General features: G+C 71.7%; 19 protein-coding genes, 2 tRNA genes and 1 pseudogene. 20 read left to right on the top strand and 2 right to left on the bottom strand.

Features of this window, described 5'->3' with window-relative positions; genetic code table 11:
• From dnaA to ABD323_RS29275, 14 genes are all read left to right on the top strand, one after another.
• Positions 1-1,311, top strand: a 1,311-nt coding sequence (gene dnaA / locus ABD323_RS29340) for a chromosomal replication initiator protein DnaA (protein ID WP_344445021.1), incomplete at its 5' end; no start/stop codon positions are given.
• Between the two features lie 1,089 nt (positions 1,312-2,400).
• Entirely contained in the window at positions 2,401-3,531 is a 1,131-nt protein-coding gene (dnaN, locus tag ABD323_RS29335) for a DNA polymerase III subunit beta (RefSeq protein WP_344445020.1), read from the top strand.
• Between the two features lie 194 nt (positions 3,532-3,725).
• Entirely contained in the window at positions 3,726-4,601 is an 876-nt protein-coding gene (gnd, locus tag ABD323_RS29330; RefSeq protein ID WP_344445019.1) for a phosphogluconate dehydrogenase (NAD(+)-dependent, decarboxylating), read from the top strand.
• Between the two features lie 80 nt (positions 4,602-4,681).
• Positions 4,682-5,815, top strand: a complete 1,134-nt coding sequence (gene recF / locus ABD323_RS29325; RefSeq protein ID WP_344445018.1) for a DNA replication/repair protein RecF — start codon at positions 4,682-4,684, stop codon at positions 5,813-5,815.
• 88 nt (positions 5,816-5,903) lie between these two features.
• The gene (locus tag ABD323_RS29320; RefSeq protein WP_344445017.1) at positions 5,904-6,416 is read left to right on the top strand and encodes a DciA family protein; all 513 of its coding nucleotides are present in this window, start codon (positions 5,904-5,906) and stop codon (positions 6,414-6,416) included.
• 270 nt (positions 6,417-6,686) lie between these two features.
• Positions 6,687-8,708, top strand: a complete 2,022-nt coding sequence (gyrB, locus tag ABD323_RS29315) for a DNA topoisomerase (ATP-hydrolyzing) subunit B (RefSeq protein ID WP_344445016.1) — start codon at positions 6,687-6,689, stop codon at positions 8,706-8,708.
• 82 nt (positions 8,709-8,790) lie between these two features.
• A complete protein-coding gene (gyrA, locus tag ABD323_RS29310; protein WP_344445024.1) occupies positions 8,791-11,352 on the top strand; it encodes a DNA gyrase subunit A in 2,562 nt (853 codons plus the stop codon).
• A gap of 201 nt (positions 11,353-11,553) precedes the next feature.
• A complete protein-coding gene (locus tag ABD323_RS29305) occupies positions 11,554-12,228 on the top strand; it encodes a DUF3566 domain-containing protein (protein ID WP_344445015.1) in 675 nt (224 codons plus the stop codon).
• A gap of 280 nt (positions 12,229-12,508) precedes the next feature.
• Entirely contained in the window at positions 12,509-13,918 is a 1,410-nt protein-coding gene (locus ABD323_RS29300; RefSeq protein ID WP_344445014.1) for a class I SAM-dependent methyltransferase, read from the top strand.
• Positions 13,919-13,934: 16 nt separating this feature from the next.
• A tRNA-Ile gene (locus tag ABD323_RS29295) sits at positions 13,935-14,008 on the top strand.
• 92 nt (positions 14,009-14,100) lie between these two features.
• Positions 14,101-14,847: a protein phosphatase 2C domain-containing protein gene (locus tag ABD323_RS29290; RefSeq protein ID WP_344445013.1), complete on the top strand. Its 747-nt coding sequence runs from the start codon at positions 14,101-14,103 to the stop codon at positions 14,845-14,847.
• Between the two features lie 112 nt (positions 14,848-14,959).
• Entirely contained in the window at positions 14,960-15,328 is a 369-nt protein-coding gene (locus ABD323_RS29285) for a DUF6191 domain-containing protein (protein WP_344445012.1), read from the top strand.
• Between the two features lie 221 nt (positions 15,329-15,549).
• The gene (locus tag ABD323_RS29280; RefSeq protein WP_211786189.1) at positions 15,550-15,678 is read left to right on the top strand and encodes a DLW-39 family protein; all 129 of its coding nucleotides are present in this window, start codon (positions 15,550-15,552) and stop codon (positions 15,676-15,678) included.
• 151 nt (positions 15,679-15,829) lie between these two features.
• Positions 15,830-15,902: transfer RNA gene (locus ABD323_RS29275), tRNA-Ala, on the top strand.
• 67 nt (positions 15,903-15,969) lie between these two features.
• On the opposite strand, the gene ABD323_RS29270 is transcribed toward ABD323_RS29275, so the two are convergent.
• On the bottom strand, positions 15,970-16,806 hold the full coding sequence (locus ABD323_RS29270; protein WP_344445009.1) for a DUF5324 family protein: 837 nt from the start codon (positions 16,804-16,806) through the stop codon (positions 15,970-15,972).
• A gap of 180 nt (positions 16,807-16,986) precedes the next feature.
• Here ABD323_RS29270 and ABD323_RS29265 point away from each other — a divergent pair, with 180 nt between their 5' ends.
• Both ABD323_RS29265 and ABD323_RS29260 read left to right on the top strand, forming a co-directional pair.
• Entirely contained in the window at positions 16,987-17,511 is a 525-nt protein-coding gene (locus tag ABD323_RS29265; RefSeq protein ID WP_344445008.1) for a peptidylprolyl isomerase, read from the top strand.
• A gap of 100 nt (positions 17,512-17,611) precedes the next feature.
• Positions 17,612-18,520, top strand: coding sequence for a rhomboid family intramembrane serine protease (locus tag ABD323_RS29260; RefSeq protein ID WP_344445007.1), 909 nt, complete (start codon positions 17,612-17,614; stop codon positions 18,518-18,520).
• A 378-nt stretch (positions 18,521-18,898) separates the two neighbouring features.
• Here ABD323_RS29260 and crgA read toward each other — a convergent pair whose 3' ends face one another.
• Positions 18,899-19,156 carry a cell division protein CrgA gene (gene crgA / locus ABD323_RS29255; protein WP_344445006.1) on the bottom strand — a complete coding sequence of 86 codons (258 nt, stop codon included), beginning with the start codon at positions 19,154-19,156 and terminating at the stop codon, positions 18,899-18,901.
• Between the two features lie 157 nt (positions 19,157-19,313).
• Here crgA and ABD323_RS29250 point away from each other — a divergent pair, with 157 nt between their 5' ends.
• The 4 genes and pseudogenes from ABD323_RS29250 to ABD323_RS29235 all read left to right on the top strand — a co-directional run.
• Positions 19,314-20,096, top strand: coding sequence for a DUF881 domain-containing protein (locus ABD323_RS29250; RefSeq protein ID WP_425556200.1), 783 nt, complete (start codon positions 19,314-19,316; stop codon positions 20,094-20,096).
• Between the two features lie 132 nt (positions 20,097-20,228).
• On the top strand, positions 20,229-20,399 hold the full coding sequence (locus tag ABD323_RS29245; protein ID WP_344445005.1) for a hypothetical protein: 171 nt from the start codon (positions 20,229-20,231) through the stop codon (positions 20,397-20,399).
• A gap of 74 nt (positions 20,400-20,473) precedes the next feature.
• Entirely contained in the window at positions 20,474-21,160 is a 687-nt protein-coding gene (locus tag ABD323_RS29240) for an aminodeoxychorismate/anthranilate synthase component II (RefSeq protein ID WP_344445004.1), read from the top strand.
• Positions 21,161-21,164: 4 nt separating this feature from the next.
• Positions 21,165-21,537, top strand: a pseudogene (locus ABD323_RS29235) (hypothetical protein); the annotation flags it as partial.

The following is a 21,537-nucleotide window of genomic DNA, read 5'->3' as shown; positions in this document are numbered from 1 at the left end:
GGCGCGGCCCGCGCGGGCCTCCCCGCCCGCCGCGACCTGCCGCCGTCCGTGCGCCCGGGCCCCGGGCAGCCGCCGGTGGGCCCCTCGGGCGGCGGTCCCGGCCGTGGCGACGGACGGGACGGGCGGGACGGACGCGGCGACGGCGGGGACGGCGACCGCGGGACGGACCGTCCCGAGCGGCCGAGCCTGCCCGAGCGGGTCGCCGACCGCACCCCGGTGCCCGGCGTGCCGGCTCCGCCCGGCGGGCCCTCCACCGACGTGGGCCGCAAGGACGAGCCGGCCGCACGGCTCAACCCCAAGTACCTCTTCGACACCTTCGTGATCGGCGCCAGCAACCGCTTCGCGCACGCGGCCGCCGTGGCGGTGGCCGAGGCCCCGGCCAAGGCGTACAACCCGCTCTTCATCTACGGCGAGTCCGGCCTCGGCAAGACCCACCTGCTGCACGCCATCGGGCACTACTCGCGCAGCCTCTTCCCCGGCACCCGGGTGCGCTACGTGAGCTCGGAGGAGTTCACGAACGAGTTCATCAACTCGATCCGGGACGGCAAGGCGGACGCCTTCCGCAAGCGCTACCGGGACATGGACATCCTGCTGGTCGACGACATCCAGTTCCTGGCGAGCAAGGAGTCGACGCAGGAGGAGTTCTTCCACACCTTCAACACCCTGCACAACGCCAACAAGCAGATCGTGCTCTCCTCCGACCGGCCGCCCAAGCAGCTGATCACCCTGGAGGACCGGTTGCGCAACCGCTTCGAGTGGGGACTGATCACCGACGTCACCCCGCCGGAGCTGGAGACCCGGATCGCGATCCTGCGCAAGAAGGCGATCCAGGAGCGGCTCAACGCCCCCGCCGACGTCCTGGAGTTCATCGCCTCCCGGATCACCCGCAACATCCGGGAGTTGGAGGGCGCGCTGATCCGGGTCACCGCCTTCGCGAACCTCAACAGGTCCCCGGTGGACCTGGAGTTGGCCGGCATCGTGCTCAAGGACCTGATCCCGGGCGGGGACGAGGACGCCGGACCGGAGATCACCGCGCAGGTGATCATGCAGCAGACCGCCGCGTACTTCGGGCTCAGCGTCGAGGACCTCTGCGGCTCCTCGCGCAGCCGGGTGCTGGCGACGGCCCGTCAGATCGCCATGTACCTCTGCCGGGAGCTGACCGACCTCTCGCTGCCGAAGATCGGCGCGCAGTTCGGTGGCCGCGACCACACCACCGTGATGCACGCCGACCGCAAGATCCGGTCCCTGATGGCCGAGCGGCGCTCGCTCTACAACCAGGTGACCGAGCTGACCAACCGCATCAAGAGCTAGCCGGGCGAGCCCGGCGGGCGGGGCCTACGCCCGTCCGCCGCAGGCCCGTTGAGGGGCCGTCACCGTGTTCCGGGAACACGGCGGCGGCCCCTTCGCCGTTTCCCGGGCCGGCCCCGGGCCGGCGCCCGGTGCCCCGGCCGGCCCGCTCCCCGCCGGGGCACCGGGCGGACGCCGGAGGGGCGCCGGAGGGGCGCCAAGCCGCCCCGGGCCGGTCGGGATCGAGGGGTGTGAAGTCGGCCGGGCCTGGGAAGGCTGGCAGCAGTTGACGTTCCACCAGGTTCCCGGCCCCTTCGCACATCTGAGCATTGATTCGAACAGTGCCGGCCGGGAGGATGATTTTCCACAGGGGCGGGTGTTTTCCCCCGTCCACAGCCTGGGGAACCCGAAGTTATCCCGAATTCCTCCACAGGAGTGCTGCCGTTACGCTCTTCGCCGCAGGTCAGCTCCCTGTGTACTTGTGCACAACCGTTATCCACAGGGTGTGGACAGTCGAGGGCCCGTCAGATCGCCCGCAGGGTTGTCCACCGGCTGTCCCCAGGTGAGGCCCGGTTATCCCCAGCTTCTCCACAGTGATATCCACTGTTCGACAACGGAGAGGCCCTGTTCATCGCCTCGTGTGAAAGGCGTCACGAGATGTTGACCGGAGCCCGTGGATAACCCGGCCCGGATCTGGGGACGGAGCTGGGGACAACCTGTGGATACTCAGCGTGCCCTGTGGGTAACGCTCCGCTGTCCACAGCGGCCCCTGGTTATCCACCGGTGCCGTCCACATCCACTGTGGACAAAAAACAGCGCCTGACCTGCGGAAACGGGGTTATCCACGGTATCCACAGGCCCTACTACTACCACTACACCTATAGACCAGATGACTCGCTCAACAGCGGGGTGCGCCGAAAACTGTGGACAAGTCGTTCCCGACATCTGTTCGGCTTGCTTCCGCCCGTCTGCCCCGTCTGTCGGCGGAGTACGTCAGACTGTCCTCGGCACCTGGAGACCGGATGGCTCGGTCGGCTGGTCCGGTGCCCGGCAGATGCCACAAGCGCACGACCACGATCAGCAGCGACAGCAGGACCCAGGAGGCGGTTACCGGTGAAGTTCCGGGTGGAGCGTGACGTCCTCGCGGAGGCGGTGGCCTGGGCGGCCCGCAGCCTCCCCGCGCGGCCGCCGGTGCCGGTGCTGGCCGGCCTGTTGCTGACCGCCCAGGAGGGCACCCTGGCGCTGTCCGGGTTCGACTACGAGGTCTCGGCCCGGGTCGAGCTCGAGGCCGACGTCGAGGAGCAGGGCACCGTGCTGGTCTCCGGCCGGCTGCTCAACGACATCTCCCGCAACCTGCCCAACCGGCCGGTGGAGATCTCCACCGACGGCCAGCGGGTCACCGTGGTCTGCGGCAGCTCGCGGTTCACCCTCCCCACCCTGCCGGTGGACGAGTACCCGGCGCTGCCCCAGATGCCCACCGCCACCGGCACGGTCTCCGGCGAGGTCTTCGCCTCGGCCGTCAGCCAGGCCGCGGTGGCCGCCGGCCGCGACGACACCCTGCCGGTGCTCACCGGTGTGCGGGTCGAGATCGAGGGCGACCGGATCACCCTGGCCGCCACCGACCGCTACCGCTTCGCGGTCCGCGAGCTGCTGTGGAAGCCCGAGCAGCCGGACATCTCGGCGGTGGCCCTGGTCCCGGCCAAGACCCTGCAGGACATCGCCAAGTCCCTGGGCAGCGGCGACACGGTCTCCATCGCGCTCTCCTCCGGGGGCGCCGGCGAGGGCCTGATCGGCTTCGAGGGCGCCGGCCGGCGGACCACCACCCGGCTGCTGGAGGGCGAGTTCCCGAAGTTCCGCAGCCTCTTCCCGACCGAGTTCAACGCGATCGCGGCGATCCAGACCCAGCCGTTCCTCGAGGCGCTCAAGCGCGTCTCGCTGGTCGCCGAGCGCAACACCCCGGTCCGGCTCAACTTCGAGCAGGGCGTGCTGACCCTGGAGGCCGGCTCGGGCGACGACGCCCAGGCCACCGAGCGGATCGACGCCGACCTCGAGGGCGACGACATCTCGATCGCCTTCAACCCGGGCTACCTGGAGGAGGGCCTGAAGGCCATCGACTCGGCCTTCGCCCAGCTCTCCTTCACCACCTCGACCAAGCCGGCCCTGCTGAGCGGCAAGCCCGCGGTGGACGCCGAGGCGGACGAGGCGTACCAGTACCTGATCATGCCGGTCCGCCTCAGCGGCTGACGCCGCCCGCCGAGGGCACCCGCCCCGATCGCAGCCCGTCCGTGGGCGGCCGGCCCACCGCGGCCGGCCGCCCACGGACCCCGCCGCGGTGTCCACAGCCGCGCGCCGGGGGTGTGGACGGCGTCGCGGCGTAGGCTCTGGTGTCGCGGCAACGGCGCCGCCGTCAGGCACGACACCCCAGGTAAGGACTTGTCATGGAGCTCGGCCTCATCGGTCTCGGCAAGATGGGCGGCAACATGCGCGAGCGCATCCGCCGCGCCGGCCACACCGTCATCGGCTACGACCGCAACCCGGACCTCGCCGACGTCTCGACCCTGTCCGAGCTGGTCAGCACGCTGCAGGGCCCGCGCGTGGTCTGGGTGATGGTGCCGGCCGGCGCCGCCACCCAGGCGACGATCGAGGAGCTGGCCGACCTGCTCGCCCCCGGCGACGTGGTGGTGGACGGCGGCAACTCGCGCTGGACGGACGACATCAAGCACGCCGAGGTGCTGGCCGCCAAGGGCATCGGCTTCGTCGACTGCGGCGTCTCGGGCGGCGTCTGGGGCCTGGAGAACGGCTACGCGCTGATGTACGGCGGCGGCGCCGAGCACGTCCTGCGGGTGCAGCCGATCCTGGACGCGCTCAAGCCCGAGGGCGAGTTCGGCGCGGTGCACGCCGGCAAGGTCGGCGCCGGCCACTTCGCCAAGATGGTCCACAACGGCATCGAGTACGCGATGATGCAGGCCTTCGCCGAGGGCTGGGAGCTGCTGGAGGCGGCCCCCGAGGTGACCGACGTGCGCGAGGTCTTCCGCAGCTGGCAGGAGGGCACCGTCATCAAGTCCTGGCTGCTGGACCTGGCGGTCCGCGCGCTGGACTCCGACGAGCACCTGGACAAGCTGCGCGGCTACGCGGCCGACTCGGGCGAGGGCCGCTGGACGGTGGAGGCCGCCATCGACCACTCGGTGCCGCTGCCCGCCATCACCGCCTCGCTCTTCGCCCGCTTCGCCTCCCGCCAGGACGACTCCCCGCAGATGAAGATGATCGCCGCGCTGCGCAACCAGTTCGGCGGCCACGCGGTCGAGTCGAAGTAGCGCCGGCACCACCCGAACCATCCGCAGCACCCGTCAGCAGCAGTCCCCAGCAGGCCAGAAGGCGAGCGCAGTCCGTCCCCATGCATGTCGCGCACCTGTCGCTCGCCGACTTCCGCTCGTACGGCCGGCTCGAGGTGCCCCTCGAGCCGGGCGTCACGGCGTTCGTGGGGCCCAACGGCCAGGGCAAGACCAACCTGGTCGAGGCGATCGGCTACGTGGCGACGCTGGGCAGCCACCGGGTGGCCACCGACGCCCCGCTGATCCGGCTCGGCGCCGAACGGGCGGTGGTCCGGGCCGCCCTGGAGGACCGTGGTCGCAGCACCCTGGTCGAGCTGGAGATCACCGCGGGCAAGGCCAACCGGGCCCGGATCAACCGCTCCGACAACGTCCGCCCGCGCGACGTGCTGGGCCTGCTGCGCACCGTGCTGTTCGCCCCCGAGGACCTGGCCCTGGTGAAGGGCGACCCGGGTGAGCGCCGGCGCTTCCTGGACGAGCTGCTCACCGCCCGGGCGCCGCGGCTGGCGGGGGTGCGGCAGGACTACGAACGGGTCCTCAAGCAGCGCAACGCCCTGCTGAAGACCGCGGCGATGGCCCGCCGGGCCGGCGGCGGCAAGACGGGCGACCTCTCCACGCTGGAGGTCTGGGACGGCCACCTGGCTCGGGCCGGGGCCGAGTTGACGGCCTTCAGGCTGCAACTGGTGGCGTCCCTGCAGCCGTTGGTGGAGCAGGCGTACGAACGGCTGGCGCCGGGCGGTGGCCCGACCCTGCTGGAGTACCGCTCGTCCTTCGAGGGCGAGCTGCCGGGCAGCCGCGAGGAGGCCTACCAGCAGCTGCTGGCGGCGCTGGTGGCGGCCCGCAAGCAGGAGACCGAGCGCGGGCTGACGCTGGTCGGCCCGCACCGCGACGAGCTGGTGCTGAAGTTGGGGCCGCTGCCGGCCAAGGGCTACGCGAGCCACGGCGAGTCCTGGTCCTTCGCGCTGGCGCTGCGGCTGGCCTCGTACGAGCTGCTGCGCGCGGACGGTGGCGAGCCGGTGCTGATCCTGGACGACGTCTTCGCCGAACTGGACGCCCGGCGCCGCGAGCAGTTGGCCGAGCTGGTGGCCGGCGGCGAGCAGGTGCTGGTCACCGCGGCGGTGGCCGAGGACGTGCCCAAGGCGTTGGCGGGGGCACGCTACACCGTCGCCGAGGGCGAAGTGACCCGAATCACCTCCTGAGTCCGCACCCGTACCGCGGACCTCGTACCCTGGTGGGTCCACAGGCTGGGGACGGTCCAGCCGCCCCGGACGAGAGAGGAGCGCGCCGATGAGCAGGGAATCCGAGCTCTCGGGCGTCGATCTGGCCCGGGTGGCGCTGCGGGCCGCCAAGGAGCAGGCCCGCCAGCGCGGTGAGCAGGTGCGCGAGAAGCGCGAGGCGAAGCGGCACGGACTGCGCAGCGGCGCGCGGGCGGACGGGCGCGACCCGGTGCCGCTGGGGGCCGCGCTGAACCGTTTGATCACGGAGCGTGGTTGGGAGGCCCCGGCCGCGGTGGGCGGGGTGATGGGTCGTTGGGCGCAGATCGTCGGCCCGGACATCGCCGCGCACTGTGCGCCCGAGCAGTTCGCCGAGGCCGAGGCGGTGCTCACGGTGCGCTGCGACTCGACCGCCTGGGCCACCCAGCTCCGTTTGCTGGCAAGGCAGTTGGTGGCCCGTCTGAACCACGAGCTGGGGCACGGCACGGTCCGGATGATCAAGGTGATGGGGCCGGCCGCGCCGGAGCGGCGCTACGGGCGGCTGCGGGCGCCGGGGAGCCGGGGGCCGCGGGACACCTGGGGGTGAGCGAGCGGTGGCCGACGCCGGCCGCCGATCCTGACGGAGCGCACACCTCCGGAACGGCTGACGGCCCGCGTGAGGCCGCTGAGCCCCCTGGGCGAGTATCGGGACATGTGCGGAGGGGATTCGGGGCGGCACATCCGCCTTCAGAGCCTGCCAAACGCCCATCGTTGTCGGTCGTACCGGTAGACTGAGGGTCAAACACTGCCGCTTGCGGTAACTGAGTCGAAACGCCGTGGTCGCACGCTCGCCCGAACCCGGGTGGAGATGCGGCCCGTGCTGTGCCAGAGAGGGCGCTTCGTGGCCGATTCCGGCGAATCCCAGTCCCCCGTCCCCACCGACCCGGCCTTGGGTACCTCCTACACCGCCAGCAACATCCAGGTGCTCGAAGGGCTCGACGCGGTCCGCAAGCGCCCCGGCATGTACATCGGCTCCACCGGTGAGCGCGGCCTGCACCACCTCGTCCAGGAGGTCGTGGACAACTCCGTCGACGAGGCCATGGCCGGGCACGCGGACACCATCGCCGTGACGATCCTGTCCGACGGCGGCGTGCGGGTGGTCGACAACGGGCGCGGTATCCCGGTGGGCATCGTCCCCGGGCAGGAGAAGCCGGCCGTCGAGGTCGTGCTGACCGTGCTGCACGCGGGCGGCAAGTTCGGCGGCGGCGGCTACCAGGTCTCCGGCGGTCTGCACGGCGTGGGCGTCTCGGTGGTCAACGCGCTCTCCACCCGGCTGGCGATCGAGATCCACACCGACGGCCACCGCTGGACCCAGGACTACAAGCTGGGTGCGCCCACCGCGCCGCTGGCCCAGCACGAGGCCAGCTCGCGCACCGGGACCAGCGTCACCTTCTGGGCCGACCCGGACGTCTTCGAGACCACCGTCTACTCCTTCGAGACGCTCTCGCGCCGCTTCCAGGAGATGGCCTTCCTCAACAAGGGCCTGACGATCTCGCTGACCGACGAGCGCGAGGAGCACGTCGACGACGAGGGCAAGCCGCTCTCCGTCACGTACCACTACGAGGGCGGCATCGCCGACTACGTGGCGCACCTCAACTCCCGCAAGGGCGAGATGATCCACCCCACGGTGATCGACTTCGAGGCCGAGGACAAGGCCAAGTCGATCTCGGTGGAGATCGCGATGCAGTGGAACTCCTCGTACACCGAGGGGGTCTACAGCTTCGCGAACACCATCCACACGCACGGCGGCGGTACCCACGAGGAGGGTTTCCGGGCGGCGTTGACCGGCCTGGTCAACCGCTACGCGCGGGAGAAGAAGCTGCTGCGCGAGAAGGACGAGAACCTCTCCGGCGAGGACATCCGCGAGGGCCTGACCGCGATCATCTCGCTGAAGCTCGGCGAGCCGCAGTTCGAGGGCCAGACCAAGGACAAGCTGGGCAACACCGAGGCGAAGACCTTCGTCCAGAAGGTGGTGCACGAGCAGCTGAACGACTGGCTGGACCGCAACCCCACGGACGCGGCGGACATCATCCGCAAGTCGATCACCGCGGCCACCGCGCGCATGGCGGCCCGCAAGGCGCGCGACCTGACCCGTCGCAAGGGTCTGTTGGAGAGCGCCTCGCTGCCGGGCAAGCTGAGCGACTGCCAGTCCAAGGACCCGGCCGAGTGCGAGATCTTCATCGTCGAGGGCGACTCGGCCGGCGGCTCGGCCAAGCAGGGCCGCGACCCGCGCACCCAGGCGATCCTCCCGATCCGCGGCAAGATCCTGAACGTCGAGAAGGCGCGGATCGACAAGGTGCTGCAGAACACCGAGGTCCAGGCGCTGATCTCGGCCTTCGGCTGCGGGATCCAGGAGGACTACGACGAGTCCAAGCTGCGCTATCACAAGATCGTGCTGATGGCCGACGCCGACGTCGACGGACAGCACATCCGGACCCTGCTGCTCACCCTGCTCTTCCGCTTCATGCGCCCGCTGGTGGAGTCCGGCTACGTCTACCTGGCGATGCCGCCGCTGTACAAGATCAAGTGGGGCAAGGACGACTTCGAGTACGTCTACTCCGACCGCGAGCGCGACGCGGTGATCGCGGCGGGTGTCTCGGCCGGGCGCCGGCTGCCCAAGGACGACGCGATCCAGCGCTTCAAGGGTCTGGGCGAGATGAACGCCGAGGAGCTGCGGATCACCACCATGGACGCCGCCCACCGCCTGCTGCAGCAGATCACCCTCGAGGACGCGGCCCGCGCCGACGACCTCTTCTCGGTCCTGATGGGCGAGGACGTCGAGGCCCGCCGCTCCTTCATCCAGCGCAACGCCAAGGACGTCCGCTTCCTGGACGTGTGATGACCTCGCGTCAGCACCGGACCAGTCACGCGTGAAAGGAAACTGACCACCAGTGGTCGACGACAACCGTCCCGACGGCGAGATGCCGGACAACGGCTCCACCGACACCTTCGTCAGCCGGGTCGAGCCCATCGAGCTCGAAACCGAGATGCAGCGCTCCTACCTCGACTACGCGATGAGCGTGATCGTCAGCCGCGCGCTGCCCGAGGTCCGCGACGGCCTCAAGCCGGTGCACCGCCGGGTGCTCTACGCGATGTACGACGGCGGCTACCGGCCCGAGAAGGGCTACTACAAGTGCGCCCGCGTGGTCGGCGACGTGATGGGCAACTACCACCCGCACGGTGACACCTCGATCTACGACACCGTCGTGCGACTGGCCCAGCCGTGGTCGCTGCGGATGCCACTGGTGGACGGCAACGGCAACTTCGGCTCGCCGGGCAACGACCCGGCCGCGGCGATGCGCTACACCGAGTGCAAGCTGATGCCGCTGGCCATGGAGATGATGCGCGACATCGACGAGGACACCGTCGACTTCGCCGCCAACTACGACGGCCGCTCGCAGGAGCCGACCGTCCTGCCGGCCCGCATCCCCAACCTGCTGGTCAACGGCGCCACCGGCATCGCGGTCGGCATGGCCACCAACATCCCGCCGCACAACCTGCGGGAGGTGGCCTCCGGCGCGCTCTGGGCGCTGGAGCACCCGGAGGCCTCCAACGAGGAGCTGCTGGACGCCCTGATCGAGCGGATCAAGGCGCCGGACTTCCCCACCGGTGCGCTGATCGTGGGCCGCCGCGGGATCGAGGAGGCGTACCGCACCGGTCGCGGTTCGATCACCATGCGTGCGGTGGTCGAGGTCGAGGAGATCCAGGGCCGGCAGTGCCTGGTGATCACCGAGCTGCCGTACCAGGTGAACCCGGACAACCTGGCGCTGAAGATCGCCGACCTGGTCAAGGACGGCCGGGTGGCCGGCATCGCCGACGTGCGCGACGAGTCCTCCTCGCGCACCGGCCAGCGCCTGGTGATCGTGCTCAAGCGCGACGCGGTCGCCAAGGTGGTGCTGAACAACCTCTACAAGCACACCGACCTGCAGACCAACTTCGGCGCCAACATGCTGGCCCTGGTCGACGGCGTGCCGCGCACGCTCTCGCTGGACGCCTTCATCCGGCACTGGGTCACCCACCAGGTCGACGTCATCGTGCGGCGCACCCGGTTCCGGCTGCGCAAGGCCGAGGAGCGGGCGCACATCCTGCGCGCGCTGCTCAAGGCGCTGGACATGATCGACGAGGTCATCGCGCTGATCCGGGCCTCGGACAGCGCGGACGCGGCCCGCAGCGGCCTGATGAACCTGCTGGCCATCGACGAGCTGCAGGCCAACGCGATCCTGGAGATGCAGCTGCGCCGCCTGGCGGCCCTGGAGCGCCAGCGGATCACCGACGAGCACGACGAGCTGCAGCGCAAGATCGACGAGTACAACGCGATCCTGGCCTCGCCGGCGCGTCAGCGCGAGATCATCTCCGAGGAGCTGACCGCGATCGTCGAGAAGTACGGCGACGAGCGGCGCTCCACGCTGATCCCCTCCGACGGCGACCTGTCGATCGAGGACCTGATCGCGGAGGAGGACATCGTCGTCACGATCACCCGTGGCGGCTACGTCAAGCGGACCCGCTCCGACCTCTACCGTTCGCAGAAGCGCGGCGGCAAGGGCGTGCGTGGCGCGCAGCTGAAGCAGGACGACCTCGTCGACCACTTCTTCGTCACCACCACGCACAACTGGATCCTCTTCTTCACCAACAAGGGCCGGGTCTACCGCGCCAAGGGCTACGAGCTGCCCGACGCCGGGCGCGACGCCCGCGGTCAGCACGTCGCCAACCTGCTGGCCTTCCAGCCGGAGGAGCACATCACCCAGGTGATGGCGGTGCGCACCTACGAGGACAAGCCCTACCTGGTGCTGGCCACCCGTGAGGGTCTGGTCAAGAAGTCGCACCTGAAGGACTACGACTCCCCCCGCTCGGGCGGTCTGATCGCGATCAACCTGCGCACCGACGAGGAGGGCCGCGACGACGAGCTGATCGGCGCCGAGCTGGTCTCCGCCGAGGACGACCTGCTGCTCGTCTCCCGCAAGGCCCAGTCGATCCGGTTCACCGCCACCGACGAGGCGCTGCGCCCGATGAGCCGGGCCACCTCCGGGGTCAAGGGCATGGCCTTCCGCGAGGACGACGAACTGCTGTCGATGAACGTGGTCCGCCCGGGCACCTTCGTCTTCACCGCGACCGACGGCGGCTACGCCAAGCGGACCCCGGTGGACGAGTACCGTGTCCAGGGTCGTGGTGGTTTCGGCACCAAGGCGGCGAAGATCGTCGAGGGCCGCGGCTCGCTGGTCGGGGCGCTGGTGGTCGAGGAGACCGACGAGATCATGGCCATCACCCTGTCGGGCGGGGTGATTCGTACAAGGGTTTCCGGTGTTCGTGAAACCGGACGTGACACCATGGGCGTCCAACTGATCAACCTCGGAAAGCGCGACGCGGTGGTGGGCATGGCCCGCAACGCGGAGGCGGAGGACGAGGACGGCCTCGAGGACGGGGTGGCCCCGGAGACTGTGGCGGATGTCGCGCAGGAGCCGACGGACGCTGCTGACCAGGGCTGACGTACGTTGGGCGGCCGGTTCCCGCGCGGGTGAGCGCGGGGACCGGTTGCCCCGGCTTCGGGCCTGCCGGTCCGATGCCGCACAGTGGAGTGTCGACCGGGGCGCAGAACGCGACTTCGGCGGGGAACTGGGAGGACCAGAGTGAGTGGGACCACGGGTGCCGCGGGAGGTGCCGCGCCGGGCGGTGTGCCGTACGGAGGTGTGCCGCAGCCGCCGGCCGAGCACCCCTCGGCGTCCACCTCGCTGATGTCCGCGGTGGGAGCCGGTGGCGGTGGGTACGGCACGCCGGCCCAGCCGTCGGTGCCCCCGCCGCCGCCGGGTGCGCCCGGTTCCAACGGCTACTCGCAGCCGACCACCTACACCAAGGGCCAGCCGACGCCGGCCCGCGGCACCCGGGTCAACCCCGGTGCCCCCGGTGCGGCGCCCGGTGCCCCGGCCGGCGGCCCGCGCCGCGGCGGTGCCCCGGCCCCGGCTCCCACCGGTGCGCCGGGCGGCCTGGGCGGCCGCACCCGCAAGGCGCGGCTGAGGGTCACCAAGGCGGACCCGTGGTCGGTGATGAAGGTCAGCTTCATGCTCTCGCTGGCGCTGGGCATCATCCTGATCGTGGCGGCCGCGGTGCTGTGGATGACGCTCGACTCGCTCGGCGTCTTCACCTCCATCGGCAAGACGCTGACCGAGGTCACCAAGTCGGACACCAACGCCGGCGTCAACCTGATGGACTACATCGGTTTCGGCAAGGTGTTGACGTTCACCACGCTGATCGCGGTGGTGGACGTGGTCCTGGTGACCGCGCTGGCCACCCTGGCGGCGTTCATCTACAACGCGGCGGCCGGTTTCACCGGCGGCATCGAGCTGACGCTGGCGGAGGAGGACTGACCTTCCGTCAGTCTCCGGCCGGTTCGCTCGGGTGCAGACCCGGGGCGCGGCCGGGCAGCGTGGACCACGGCCGCCAGGTGCGGCACCAGCGGGCCCCCTCGGTTTCGACCGAGGGGGCCCGTCGGCATTCGGGTGAGAGCCGCCGGGCCCCGGCGCGCCGCGAAAGCGGTGCGCCGCGGTTCCGGATTGGCTGGAGCGGCCTGTACGGCTACCGGAACGGCTCACTGGGCAGATTCTGAGTATCAGCTGTCCGCACTCGGTTGCTCGGAGGTTCCACGCCATGGCCCAGATCGCTCAGCAGCTCGTCGACGCCCTGGAGGGCCTGCTCGGGACCCGGCTGCCGTTCCGGCTGCGCACCTGGGACGGCAGCACCGCCGGCGCCCCGGGGGCGCCCCTGCTGGTGCTGCGCAACCGGCGGGCGGTGCGCCGGCTGCTCTGGGCACCGGGCGAGCTGGGCCTGGTGCGCGCGTACGTGGCGGGCGACCTGGAGTTCGGCCCCGGCGAGGACCTCTACGCGCTGCTCACCGAGGTGGCGCACTTCGCGGAGCGCCCGGAGCTGCGCGACCTGCACCTGGGGCCGAGCACCCTGGGGCGCTTCGAGGGCCGCCGGGCGCTGCGCGCGCTGGCCCGGGCCGGTGCGCTGGGACCGCAGCCCGCGCTGCCGCCCGAGGAGGCCCGCCCGCAGGGCCGGCTGCACAGCCGCGGGCGCGACCGGGCGGCGATCAGCCACCACTACGACGTCGGCAACGAGTTCTACCGCCTGGTGCTGGGCAGCTCGCTGGTCTACTCGTGCGCCTACTGGACGCCGGCGGGCAAGAGCCTGGAGGACGCCCAGTTCGCCAAGCTCGACCTGATCTGCCGCAAGCTCGGCCTGCGCCCCGGCATGCGCCTGCTGGACGTCGGCTGCGGCTGGGGCTCGCTGGTGCTGCACGCGGCCGAGCACTACGGCGTCAGCGCCGTGGGGGTGAGCATCTCCGCCGAGCAGGTGGCGCTGGCCCGCGAGCGGGTCGCCTCGGCCGGCCTCGGCGACCGGGTGGAGATCCGGCTGCAGGACTACCGGGAGATCCCCGACGGCCCCTACGACGCGATCTCCAGCGTCGGGATGGCCGAGCACGTGGGCAGCGAGCAGTACCGGATCTACGCCGAGGGCCTGTACGGGCTGCTCGCCCCGGGCGGGCGGCTGCTCAACCACCAGATCGCCCGCCGCCCCACCCGCCCGGGCGAGCCGTACACCGCCAGCCCCTTCATCTCCCGCTACGTCTTCCCCGACGGCGAGCTCGCCCCGGTCGGCAGCACGGTCGCGCTGCTGGAGGAGGCCGGCTTCGAGGTCCGCGACGTCGAGTCGCTGCGCGAGCACTACGCCCTGACCCTGCGCGAGTGGGTGGCCAACCTGGAGGCCGGCTGGCCGCAGGCGGTCCGGTTGGTGGGCCTGGGCCGGGCCCGGGTCTGGCGGCTCTACATGGCCGCCTCGGCGCTGGCCTTCGAGGAGATGCGGATCGGCGTCAACCAGGTCCTCGCGGTGCGCGCCACCGCCGCCGGCGCCAGCGGCCTGCCGGCCACCCGCGAGCAGTGGCTGAGCGGTGTCCAGGCCCCGGCGGAGCCGGCGGACTCCCCTGAGCTGCGGGTTGCGATCGGTGGGCCGGCAGGGGGCGCGGGTATGGATTTGGGAGATCGGCCGTCGGTCCGCTAATCTTTCAGTGCGGCAAGGGCCTATAGCTCAGACGGTTAGAGCGCTTCCCTGATAAGGAAGAGGCCACAGGTTCAAGTCCTGTTAGGCCCACCTGCAAGAACGGCCCGGATGGTTCTCCATCCGGGCCGTTCTGTCTGTCCGGGCTGTTCTGGCGACTCTCGCGGTGCTGGAGGCTGAGCGGGATGCGGATCGGGTACGCGTGCGAGCCGGCGCCTGGGGGGCGGCCCAACGACGACTTCGTGCTCGCCGGCGAGGACTTCGTGGTGGTGCTGGACGGCGCGACTGCGACGGCTCCCGCCAGCGGCTGCCGGCACGACGTGCCGTGGCTGGTGGGGCGGCTGGGGGTGCGGCTGGCGGCCCTGCTGGTCGAGCGGCCCGGGGCGGGGCTGCGCGAGGTGCTGCGGGGGGCCATCGAGCAGCTGTGCGCGCTGCACGAGGACACCTGTGACCTGACGCACCCTGACAGCCCGTCCACCACCGTGGCGATGGTGCGCCGGCGCGAGGGGTGGCTGGAGTACCTGGTGCTGGCGGACTCGCCCGTGGTGGTGGAGCTGACGGACGGTGAGCTCGTGGTGCTGGCCGACGACCGGGTGGAGCACCTGCCGGCCTACGACCTGGCCTCGGTGGCCCGGCTGCGCAACTCCCCCGGCGGCTTCTGGGTGGCCGGTAGCCGCCCGCAGGCGGCCGACGAGGCACTGGTGGGGGCCTGCCCGGTGGAGCGGGTGGTGCGCTTCGCGGTGCTGACGGACGGGGTGTCGCGGCTGGTGGAGCGCTACGGGTGGTCCTGGTCGCGGCTGCTCGACACGCTGGAGGAGCAGGGTCCGGGCGCTGCCGTGCGGGCGGTCCGGGAGGCGGAGCGCGCCGACCCGCCGGGCCGGTGGCGCGGCAAGCGGCACGACGACGCCACGGTGGCCTTCGGACGGCCCTGAACGGGGGCGGGGCGGGCGGGCGGGGCCGGATCGCGCCGGGGCTTCGCTTCGGTCCCCGGGTGGCGCACACTGGCCGCAGCGGGGTCCGGCGGCGACGGTTCGGGGTGGGCAGATGGTGTTCTTCTGGGCGATGAGCATTCCGGGACTGGTCTGCGCGCTGGTCGCGCTGGCCGTCCTGGACCAACTGGCGCTGCGGGCCGGGCGGTCGCGCTGGGTGCCGTGGCGCGGCACCGGCCGCGAGGGGCAGATCTCCTCGACCGGCTTCGAGCAGCTGCACGCCCAGTTCGCGGCCGGCAAGGAGCACGAGCTGGCGCAGCGCCGCAGCTCGCTGATGCTGCGCGACGAACAGGACCAGGGGGCGCCGCCGCGCTCGCGGGTGGACCTCGCCGGTGGCACGGCCGTGCTGCGGATGCCGCCGGGCGCGGGGGCCGGGGACGCGCCGGACGGGCGCCGCGACGGCGCGGCGGGCCCGGCGCGCTGATCGGGCGGGCGGCGCGCCGTCAAACCGTCGTCAGGGTCGGCCGGTTGGGGCACCGCTGGCCGGTCTCGAACAGGACACGGGTGTGTATCATCGGCCGCAGGGCGGTTTGTCCATCCGATCGCCGCGTCGTACGTGCACATTCGAGGGCTCGCAGCCCCGGCCTCCGGGCTCGGGAACCCCGCTGCTGAGCCTGCCATTCCTGAGAAGGACGAGGTCCCGCGGTGAAGAAGCTCCTCCTGGTCGCCCTGGTCGCCCTCGGCGGCTTCTTTGTCTACCGTCAGGTCCAGGCCGACCGTGCCGAGCAGGACCTGTGGACCGAGGCCACCGACCCGATCCCGGCCGGCCGCTGACGGTCGCGGCACGGACGGCGGGAGGTCCGCCCGGACCTCCCCGTCCGGCCTGCCCCGGTCCCGGGCGACCGGCGCCCGGGCCGGATATCTGCTCAAGATTCTCCGGCGGAACCGGTACGCTGTTGCCTGACGGCGCCCGGTGTCCCGTCGAGGGGCTTTAGCTCAGTTGGTAGAGCGCTGCCTTTGCAAGGCAGATGTCAGGAGTTCGAGTCTCCTAAGCTCCACAGCAGGTGAACGCCCCGGATCGATCCCGATCCGGGGCGTTTCGCGTGTCCGTGGGCCGTGCGCGGCTCAGTGCGGCTTGCGCGGGTCGTGCGGCTTGGGGTGGCCGTCGTCGTGGTGCTGGACGGGCCGGTTGCCCGGCTCGGGGGAGTCGGGCGCGGAGCCGTTGAGCGAGGTGGTGGCGCCGCTCGCCGTGCCGGTGGCGGTGGAGCCGCCGCCCGGGTGCGCGGTGTTCGGCGGACCCTGCACCTCGGACGGCTCGACCAGCCACTCCGGCTCGCTCTGCTTGCGCCACCAGTGCCAGATCAGCACCCCGCTGCCGATCGCCACGGTGCCGGCGATGGCCAGGCCGGTCGCCAGGCCGTGGTGCTGGTGCTTCTTGGCGTTGCGCTCCGCCAGCCGGCCGATCTCCTCGGCCGTCACGTTCCCCTGCAGCGCGGTGAGCGCGGCCGCGCCGCGCAGCTGGGCCTCCTGCACCACGGGACCCGCGGCCGCCCGGGCGTCGTCCAGCGCGCCGCTGATCCTGGGCAGGGTGCTGGTGCGGGCGTGGCAGGCGGCCCGGTCGGCGGAGTGCTTGGCGGCCAGGGCCGCCTCCTGGGCGCGGTGCACCGCCTTGAGGGTGCTCTCCTGGGCGCCGGGCGGCAGCGCGGCGAAGGCGTGCCCCACGCGTGGTGCCAGGTGCCGTGCGTAGCCGACCCGGGCCGACTGGGCGGCGTGCAGGGTGCCGGCCCTGGCCTGCCCGGCGGCGGCCTCCAGGCGGGGGCTGAGGGCGTCCAGCGCCGGACCCAGTCGCTGGCGGGCCTCGTCCGCGTAGTGCGCGGCGGTCTCCTTGGCGCCGGTGGCGTAGGGCGCCAGCGTGTCCACGGTCCGGCCGGCCGTCTCACGTGCGGTGTCCAAGCGGGTCACGGGGATCCTCCTCCGGGGTGGCGTCTCTATGCACATATCCACCTGATTCGAGATCATGCATCCCGATTTGTCCCTCCGCATGGCAGGCTGCGCCGTCTGCGGCGCCCCGGCAGCCGGGGTGGGCGGGGCGGTCGTGGGATGATGCGGGGGTCAATGACGTAGCTCAGGAAGGCACAGCTCGTGGCCGAGGAACTGTTCGCGACCCTCAAGACCAACCACGGCGACATCGTGATCAAGCTGTTCCCCGATCACGCTCCGAAGACGGTCAAGAACTTCGTGGAGCTCGCCGAGGGCTCCCGCGAGTGGGTCGACCCGCGGACCGGCAAGAAGTCGAACGAGAAGCTCTACGACGGCACGGTCTTCCACCGGGTCATCAAGGACTTCATGATCCAGGGCGGCGACCCGCTGGGCACCGGCACCGGCGGCCCGGGCTACAAGTTCGCCGACGAGTTCCACCCGGACCTCTCGTTCGACCGCCCCTACCTGCTGGCCATGGCCAACGCCGGCCCGGGCACCAACGGCTCGCAGTTCTTCATCACCGCGGTGCCCACCGCCTGGCTGACCCGCAAGCACACCATCTTCGGCGAGGTCCTCGACCCGGCCAGCCAGAAGGTCGTGGACGAGATCATCGCGGTCCCGACCGCCCGCGGTGACCGCCCGGTCCAGGACGTGGTGATCCAGTCGGTGGAGATCGCCAAGCGCTGACGCTGTCGGCGCCGTGGTGACGGCAGTAGCCTGGACGGTCCCGGTGGTCCCGCGTTCGGCGCGGGGGTCACCGGGATCCGTCATGAGGAGGATGGCCCGGATGGTCCAGGACGAGCCCGGCACGCCCGATGCGGACCAGGTGCCCCCGGCACCGGTGCTGCCGCGCTGCTACCGCCACCCCGAGCGGGAGACCGGCATCGGCTGTTCGCGTTGCGGCCGGCCGATCTGCCCGCAGTGCATGATCGACGCCTCGGTGGGCTTCCACTGCCCGAGCTGCGTCGGCGGTGAGCAGGCGCCGCAGGCCCCGCAGCCCGCTCCCGCCACCACCCGCTTCGGCGGGCGGCTGAGCGGCGACGGCGCCCTGGTCACCAAGGTCCTGATCGGGATCAACGCGGTGGTCTTCCTGCTGGCCGGCTACCTGCACACCTCGCTGGCCGGCCAGTGGGAGCTGATGAGCTACGTCTCGCCGCACACCGGCACGGCGTACGGCGTGGCCGCCGGCCCGGACCAGTGGTACCGCCTGGTCACGGCGGTCTTCCTGCACGTCACGCCGCTGCACATCGCCTCCAACATGCTGGCGCTGTGGTGGATGGGCCCGACCCTGGAGCGGGTGCTGGGGCGGCTGCGCTACCTGGCGCTCTACCTGGTCTCGGGCCTGGCGGGCAGCGCGCTGGTCTTCCTGGTCTCCGGCCAGGACGTGCAGTCGCTGGGCGCCTCGGGGGCGATCTTCGGGATCTTCGGCGCGACCGCGGTGCTGTACCGGGCGACCCGGCTGCCGGTCGGCCCGGTGGTGGCCCTGATCGTCTTCAACCTGGTGATCACCTTCTCGGTGCCGGGCATCGACTGGCGCGCCCACGTCGGTGGGCTGGTGGCCGGGGTGCTGACCGGCATCGGCATGATGCACGCCCCGCGGGCGCACCGGGACCTGGTCCAGGCGGGCACCGTGGTGCTGATGCTCGGGGTGGTGCTGGCGATGGTGCTGCTGGGGACGGCCCGCTTCACGGGCTGAGCCCGTCGAGCGGGTGTACCACCGGGCGCACCGATTCGATCACGGTGTGTGCGGCTGGCGGTCGCCGTGGGCGCAGGTTGTCCACAGTCCGCAGTGACCTGCGCACAGGCTGTGCGCCGGAGTGGTCACGGGCGCCTGATCTACGCGTGTCCCGCTGCGGGTTCGACGGTCCGACCGGGGGCTGACCGGCGGTCGGGGGGCGTGTGGTATCCACCGGGCCGGGAAAGTTATCCACAGGCTGGGTTGACTTTTCCCCACTGTGGATAACCGTGTGGATAAGCGGACGGTACGACTGGAGCGTGCCGGTTCCGGGCAGCACGACGGACCGTCCCACCGGCTCGGCGGGACGGTCCCGGAGAGGCGCTCAGTGGGTGGAGGTCATTTCCACTGGGTGGAGACGCCGAAGCCGGCGGCGATGAAGCCGAAGCCGGCCAGGATGTTCCAGTTGCCCCAGGACTCCACCGGCCAGCTGCCGCTCGTCACGTAGTACGTGACGATCCAGACCAGCCCGATCAGGAACAGCCCGAGCATGACGGGAGCCACCCAGCTCCGGCCCGAGCTGATCTTGACCGCGGTCGCCGTCGACGACGGCGGCGGGGTGTAGTCGGACTTCTTGCGGAGTCGAGACTTCGGCACGAGGAGCTCTCCTGTCGATGCGCTGTGAGACCGCGCAGGATGCAGCGGGGTGCGGCGGGCGGCTGTGGGGGCCGGGTTCGTACGAATGGAGCTCCGCACATGCCACCGGCGTCCGTTAGCGTAGTGGCTCGCCGGGTCGGAAGGAGATAAGGGTACGGTGCAGAATTCCTCGATTCCCGCGCAGGCTCCCGCCGACCCGCCCGCCACCCGTTCGACCTCGGTCCGAATTGTCGGACGTGCCCTGACCTGTGGCGTCTTCGCGCTGGCCGGTGTGCTCTTCTACGTCAGCGCGCACGCGGCCCGCGGCATCGACCTGCGCTCCGACAACTCGCTGCTGCGGCTGAGCGACGTCATACAGCAGCGCAGCGACCAGAACCAGCAGGCGCAGTCGGACCTGGCCGGCGAGCAGCAGCGGGCCGACCAGCTGGCCCGCCAGCAGGGCCACAACCCGGCCGACGCCGACGAGCTCGCCCGGCTGCGCCAGCAGGCCGGGCTGGACCCGCTGCAGGGGCCCGGGCTGACCGTCACCCTCAACGACGCGCCGCCCGACGCCACCGCCCGGATCCCCGGGGTGCCCGATCCCGGCGTCAACGACCTGGTGATCCACCAGCAGGACATCCAGGCGGTGGTCAACGCCCTGTGGCGCGGCGGCGCGGCCGGCATCCAGGTGATGGACCAGCGGCTGATCTCCACCAGCGCGGTGCGCTGCGTGGGCAACACGCTGCTGCTGCAGGGCCGGGTCTACTCGCCGCCCTACGTGATCAGGGCGGTCGGCAAGGTCCCCGAGCTGCGGGCGGCGGTGGACGCCGACCCCTCGATCCGCAACTACCTGCAGTACGTCACGGCGTACGGCCTGGGGTGGAAGGTGCAGGAGAGCACCGCGTTGACGATGCCCGGCTACACCGGGACCGTCGACCTGCGCACCGCCACCGGGCAGTAGGCGCGCCGCGCGGCACCCGGGCCCGGTGGGGCGGCGCACGGTCGGGCGAAACGGTCGGATCGCCCTCAGCCGCCGTCCCGCACAGGTTCGAGGTCTACGCTGGTCCCCACTGCCCATCAGAGAGGGAGCACCATGTACGGCTGGATCTGGCGCCATCTGCCGGGGAACACCCTGGTGCGGGCGGTCATCTCGCTGGTCCTGGTGCTCGTGGTGGTCTACGTCCTCTTCCAGTACGTCTTCCCCTGGGCGGAACCGCTGCTCCCCTTCAACGACGTCACTGTGGACAACGGCGGGACCGGCTGAGCGGCCCCGCGCCCGTCCGGGTGCCGCCCGCCGACCGCCCCAGCACCCCCGTACCTCAACCGGAGTCAGCACGCATGGCCTCGCCTGTCACCGAACCCGTCACCGCGTCCGTCACCGCGCCGCGGATCCTCGTGGTGGACAACTACGACAGCTTCGTCTTCAACCTGGTCCAGTACCTCTACCAGCTGGGCGCGACCTGTGAAGTGGTGCGCAACGACGAGCTGACGGTGCAGAAGGCCGCCCGCCGCGACGGTGACGCCGGCTACGACGGGGTGCTGCTCTCCCCGGGCCCCGGCGCGCCCGAGGAGGCCGGCGTCTGCATCGAGATGGTGCGGCACTGCGCGGCGATCGGCCTGCCGCTCTTCGGGGTCTGCCTGGGCCTGCAGTCGATCGCGGTCGCCTACGGCGCGGTGGTCGGCCGGGCGCCCGAACTGCTGCACGGCAAGACCTCGCCGGTCGACCACGAGGACGGCGGCGTCTTCGCCGGCCTGCCCTCGCCGATGACCGCGACCCGCTACCACTCGCTGGCCGTGGAGCCGGCCACCGTGCCGGCCGAACTGGTGGTCACCGCGCGCACCGCCAGCGGGGTCATCATGGGACTGCGGCACCGCGACCTGCCGGTGGAGGGCGTGCAGTTCCACCCCGAGTCGGTGCTCACGGAGGGCGGCCACCGGATGCTCGCCAACTGGCTGGCCGAGTGCGGTGACCCGGAGGCGGTCGGCCGGTCGGCCGGCCTGGCCCCGGTGATCGGTCGGGGCTGAGAACGTGACGGCGGTGCGCCCGGAGGGGCGCCAGGACGCGTACCGCGGCTACCAGCAGCCCGGGCAGCAGCCGGGCCACCAGCAGCCCGGCCACCAGCAACCAGGTCAGCAGCAGTTGGGCCACCAGACGCCGGGCTACGGGCAGCAGGGGCACGGCCAGGACGCGTACCGCGGCTACCAGCAGCCCCCACAGCCCCAGCGGCCCCAGCAGTCGGACGCCGACGGCTGGGGCGTCTACGAGCCCGCCCCGGAGCCGGAGCAGCCGAGCGAGTACCCCTGGCTCGCCGACCAGACCCTGCAGTTGCGGACCATCGCGCTGCCCACGGCCGACGCGCCCGCCGCCGACGGCCGAGCGGTGGCGGCCGGCGGCCGATCCG

The sequence above is a fragment of the Kitasatospora nipponensis genome (genome assembly GCF_039528135.1).
GTDB lineage: Bacteria > Actinomycetota > Actinomycetes > Streptomycetales > Streptomycetaceae > Kitasatospora > Kitasatospora nipponensis.
This window is presented reverse-complemented; position numbering and strand designations above follow the sequence as displayed.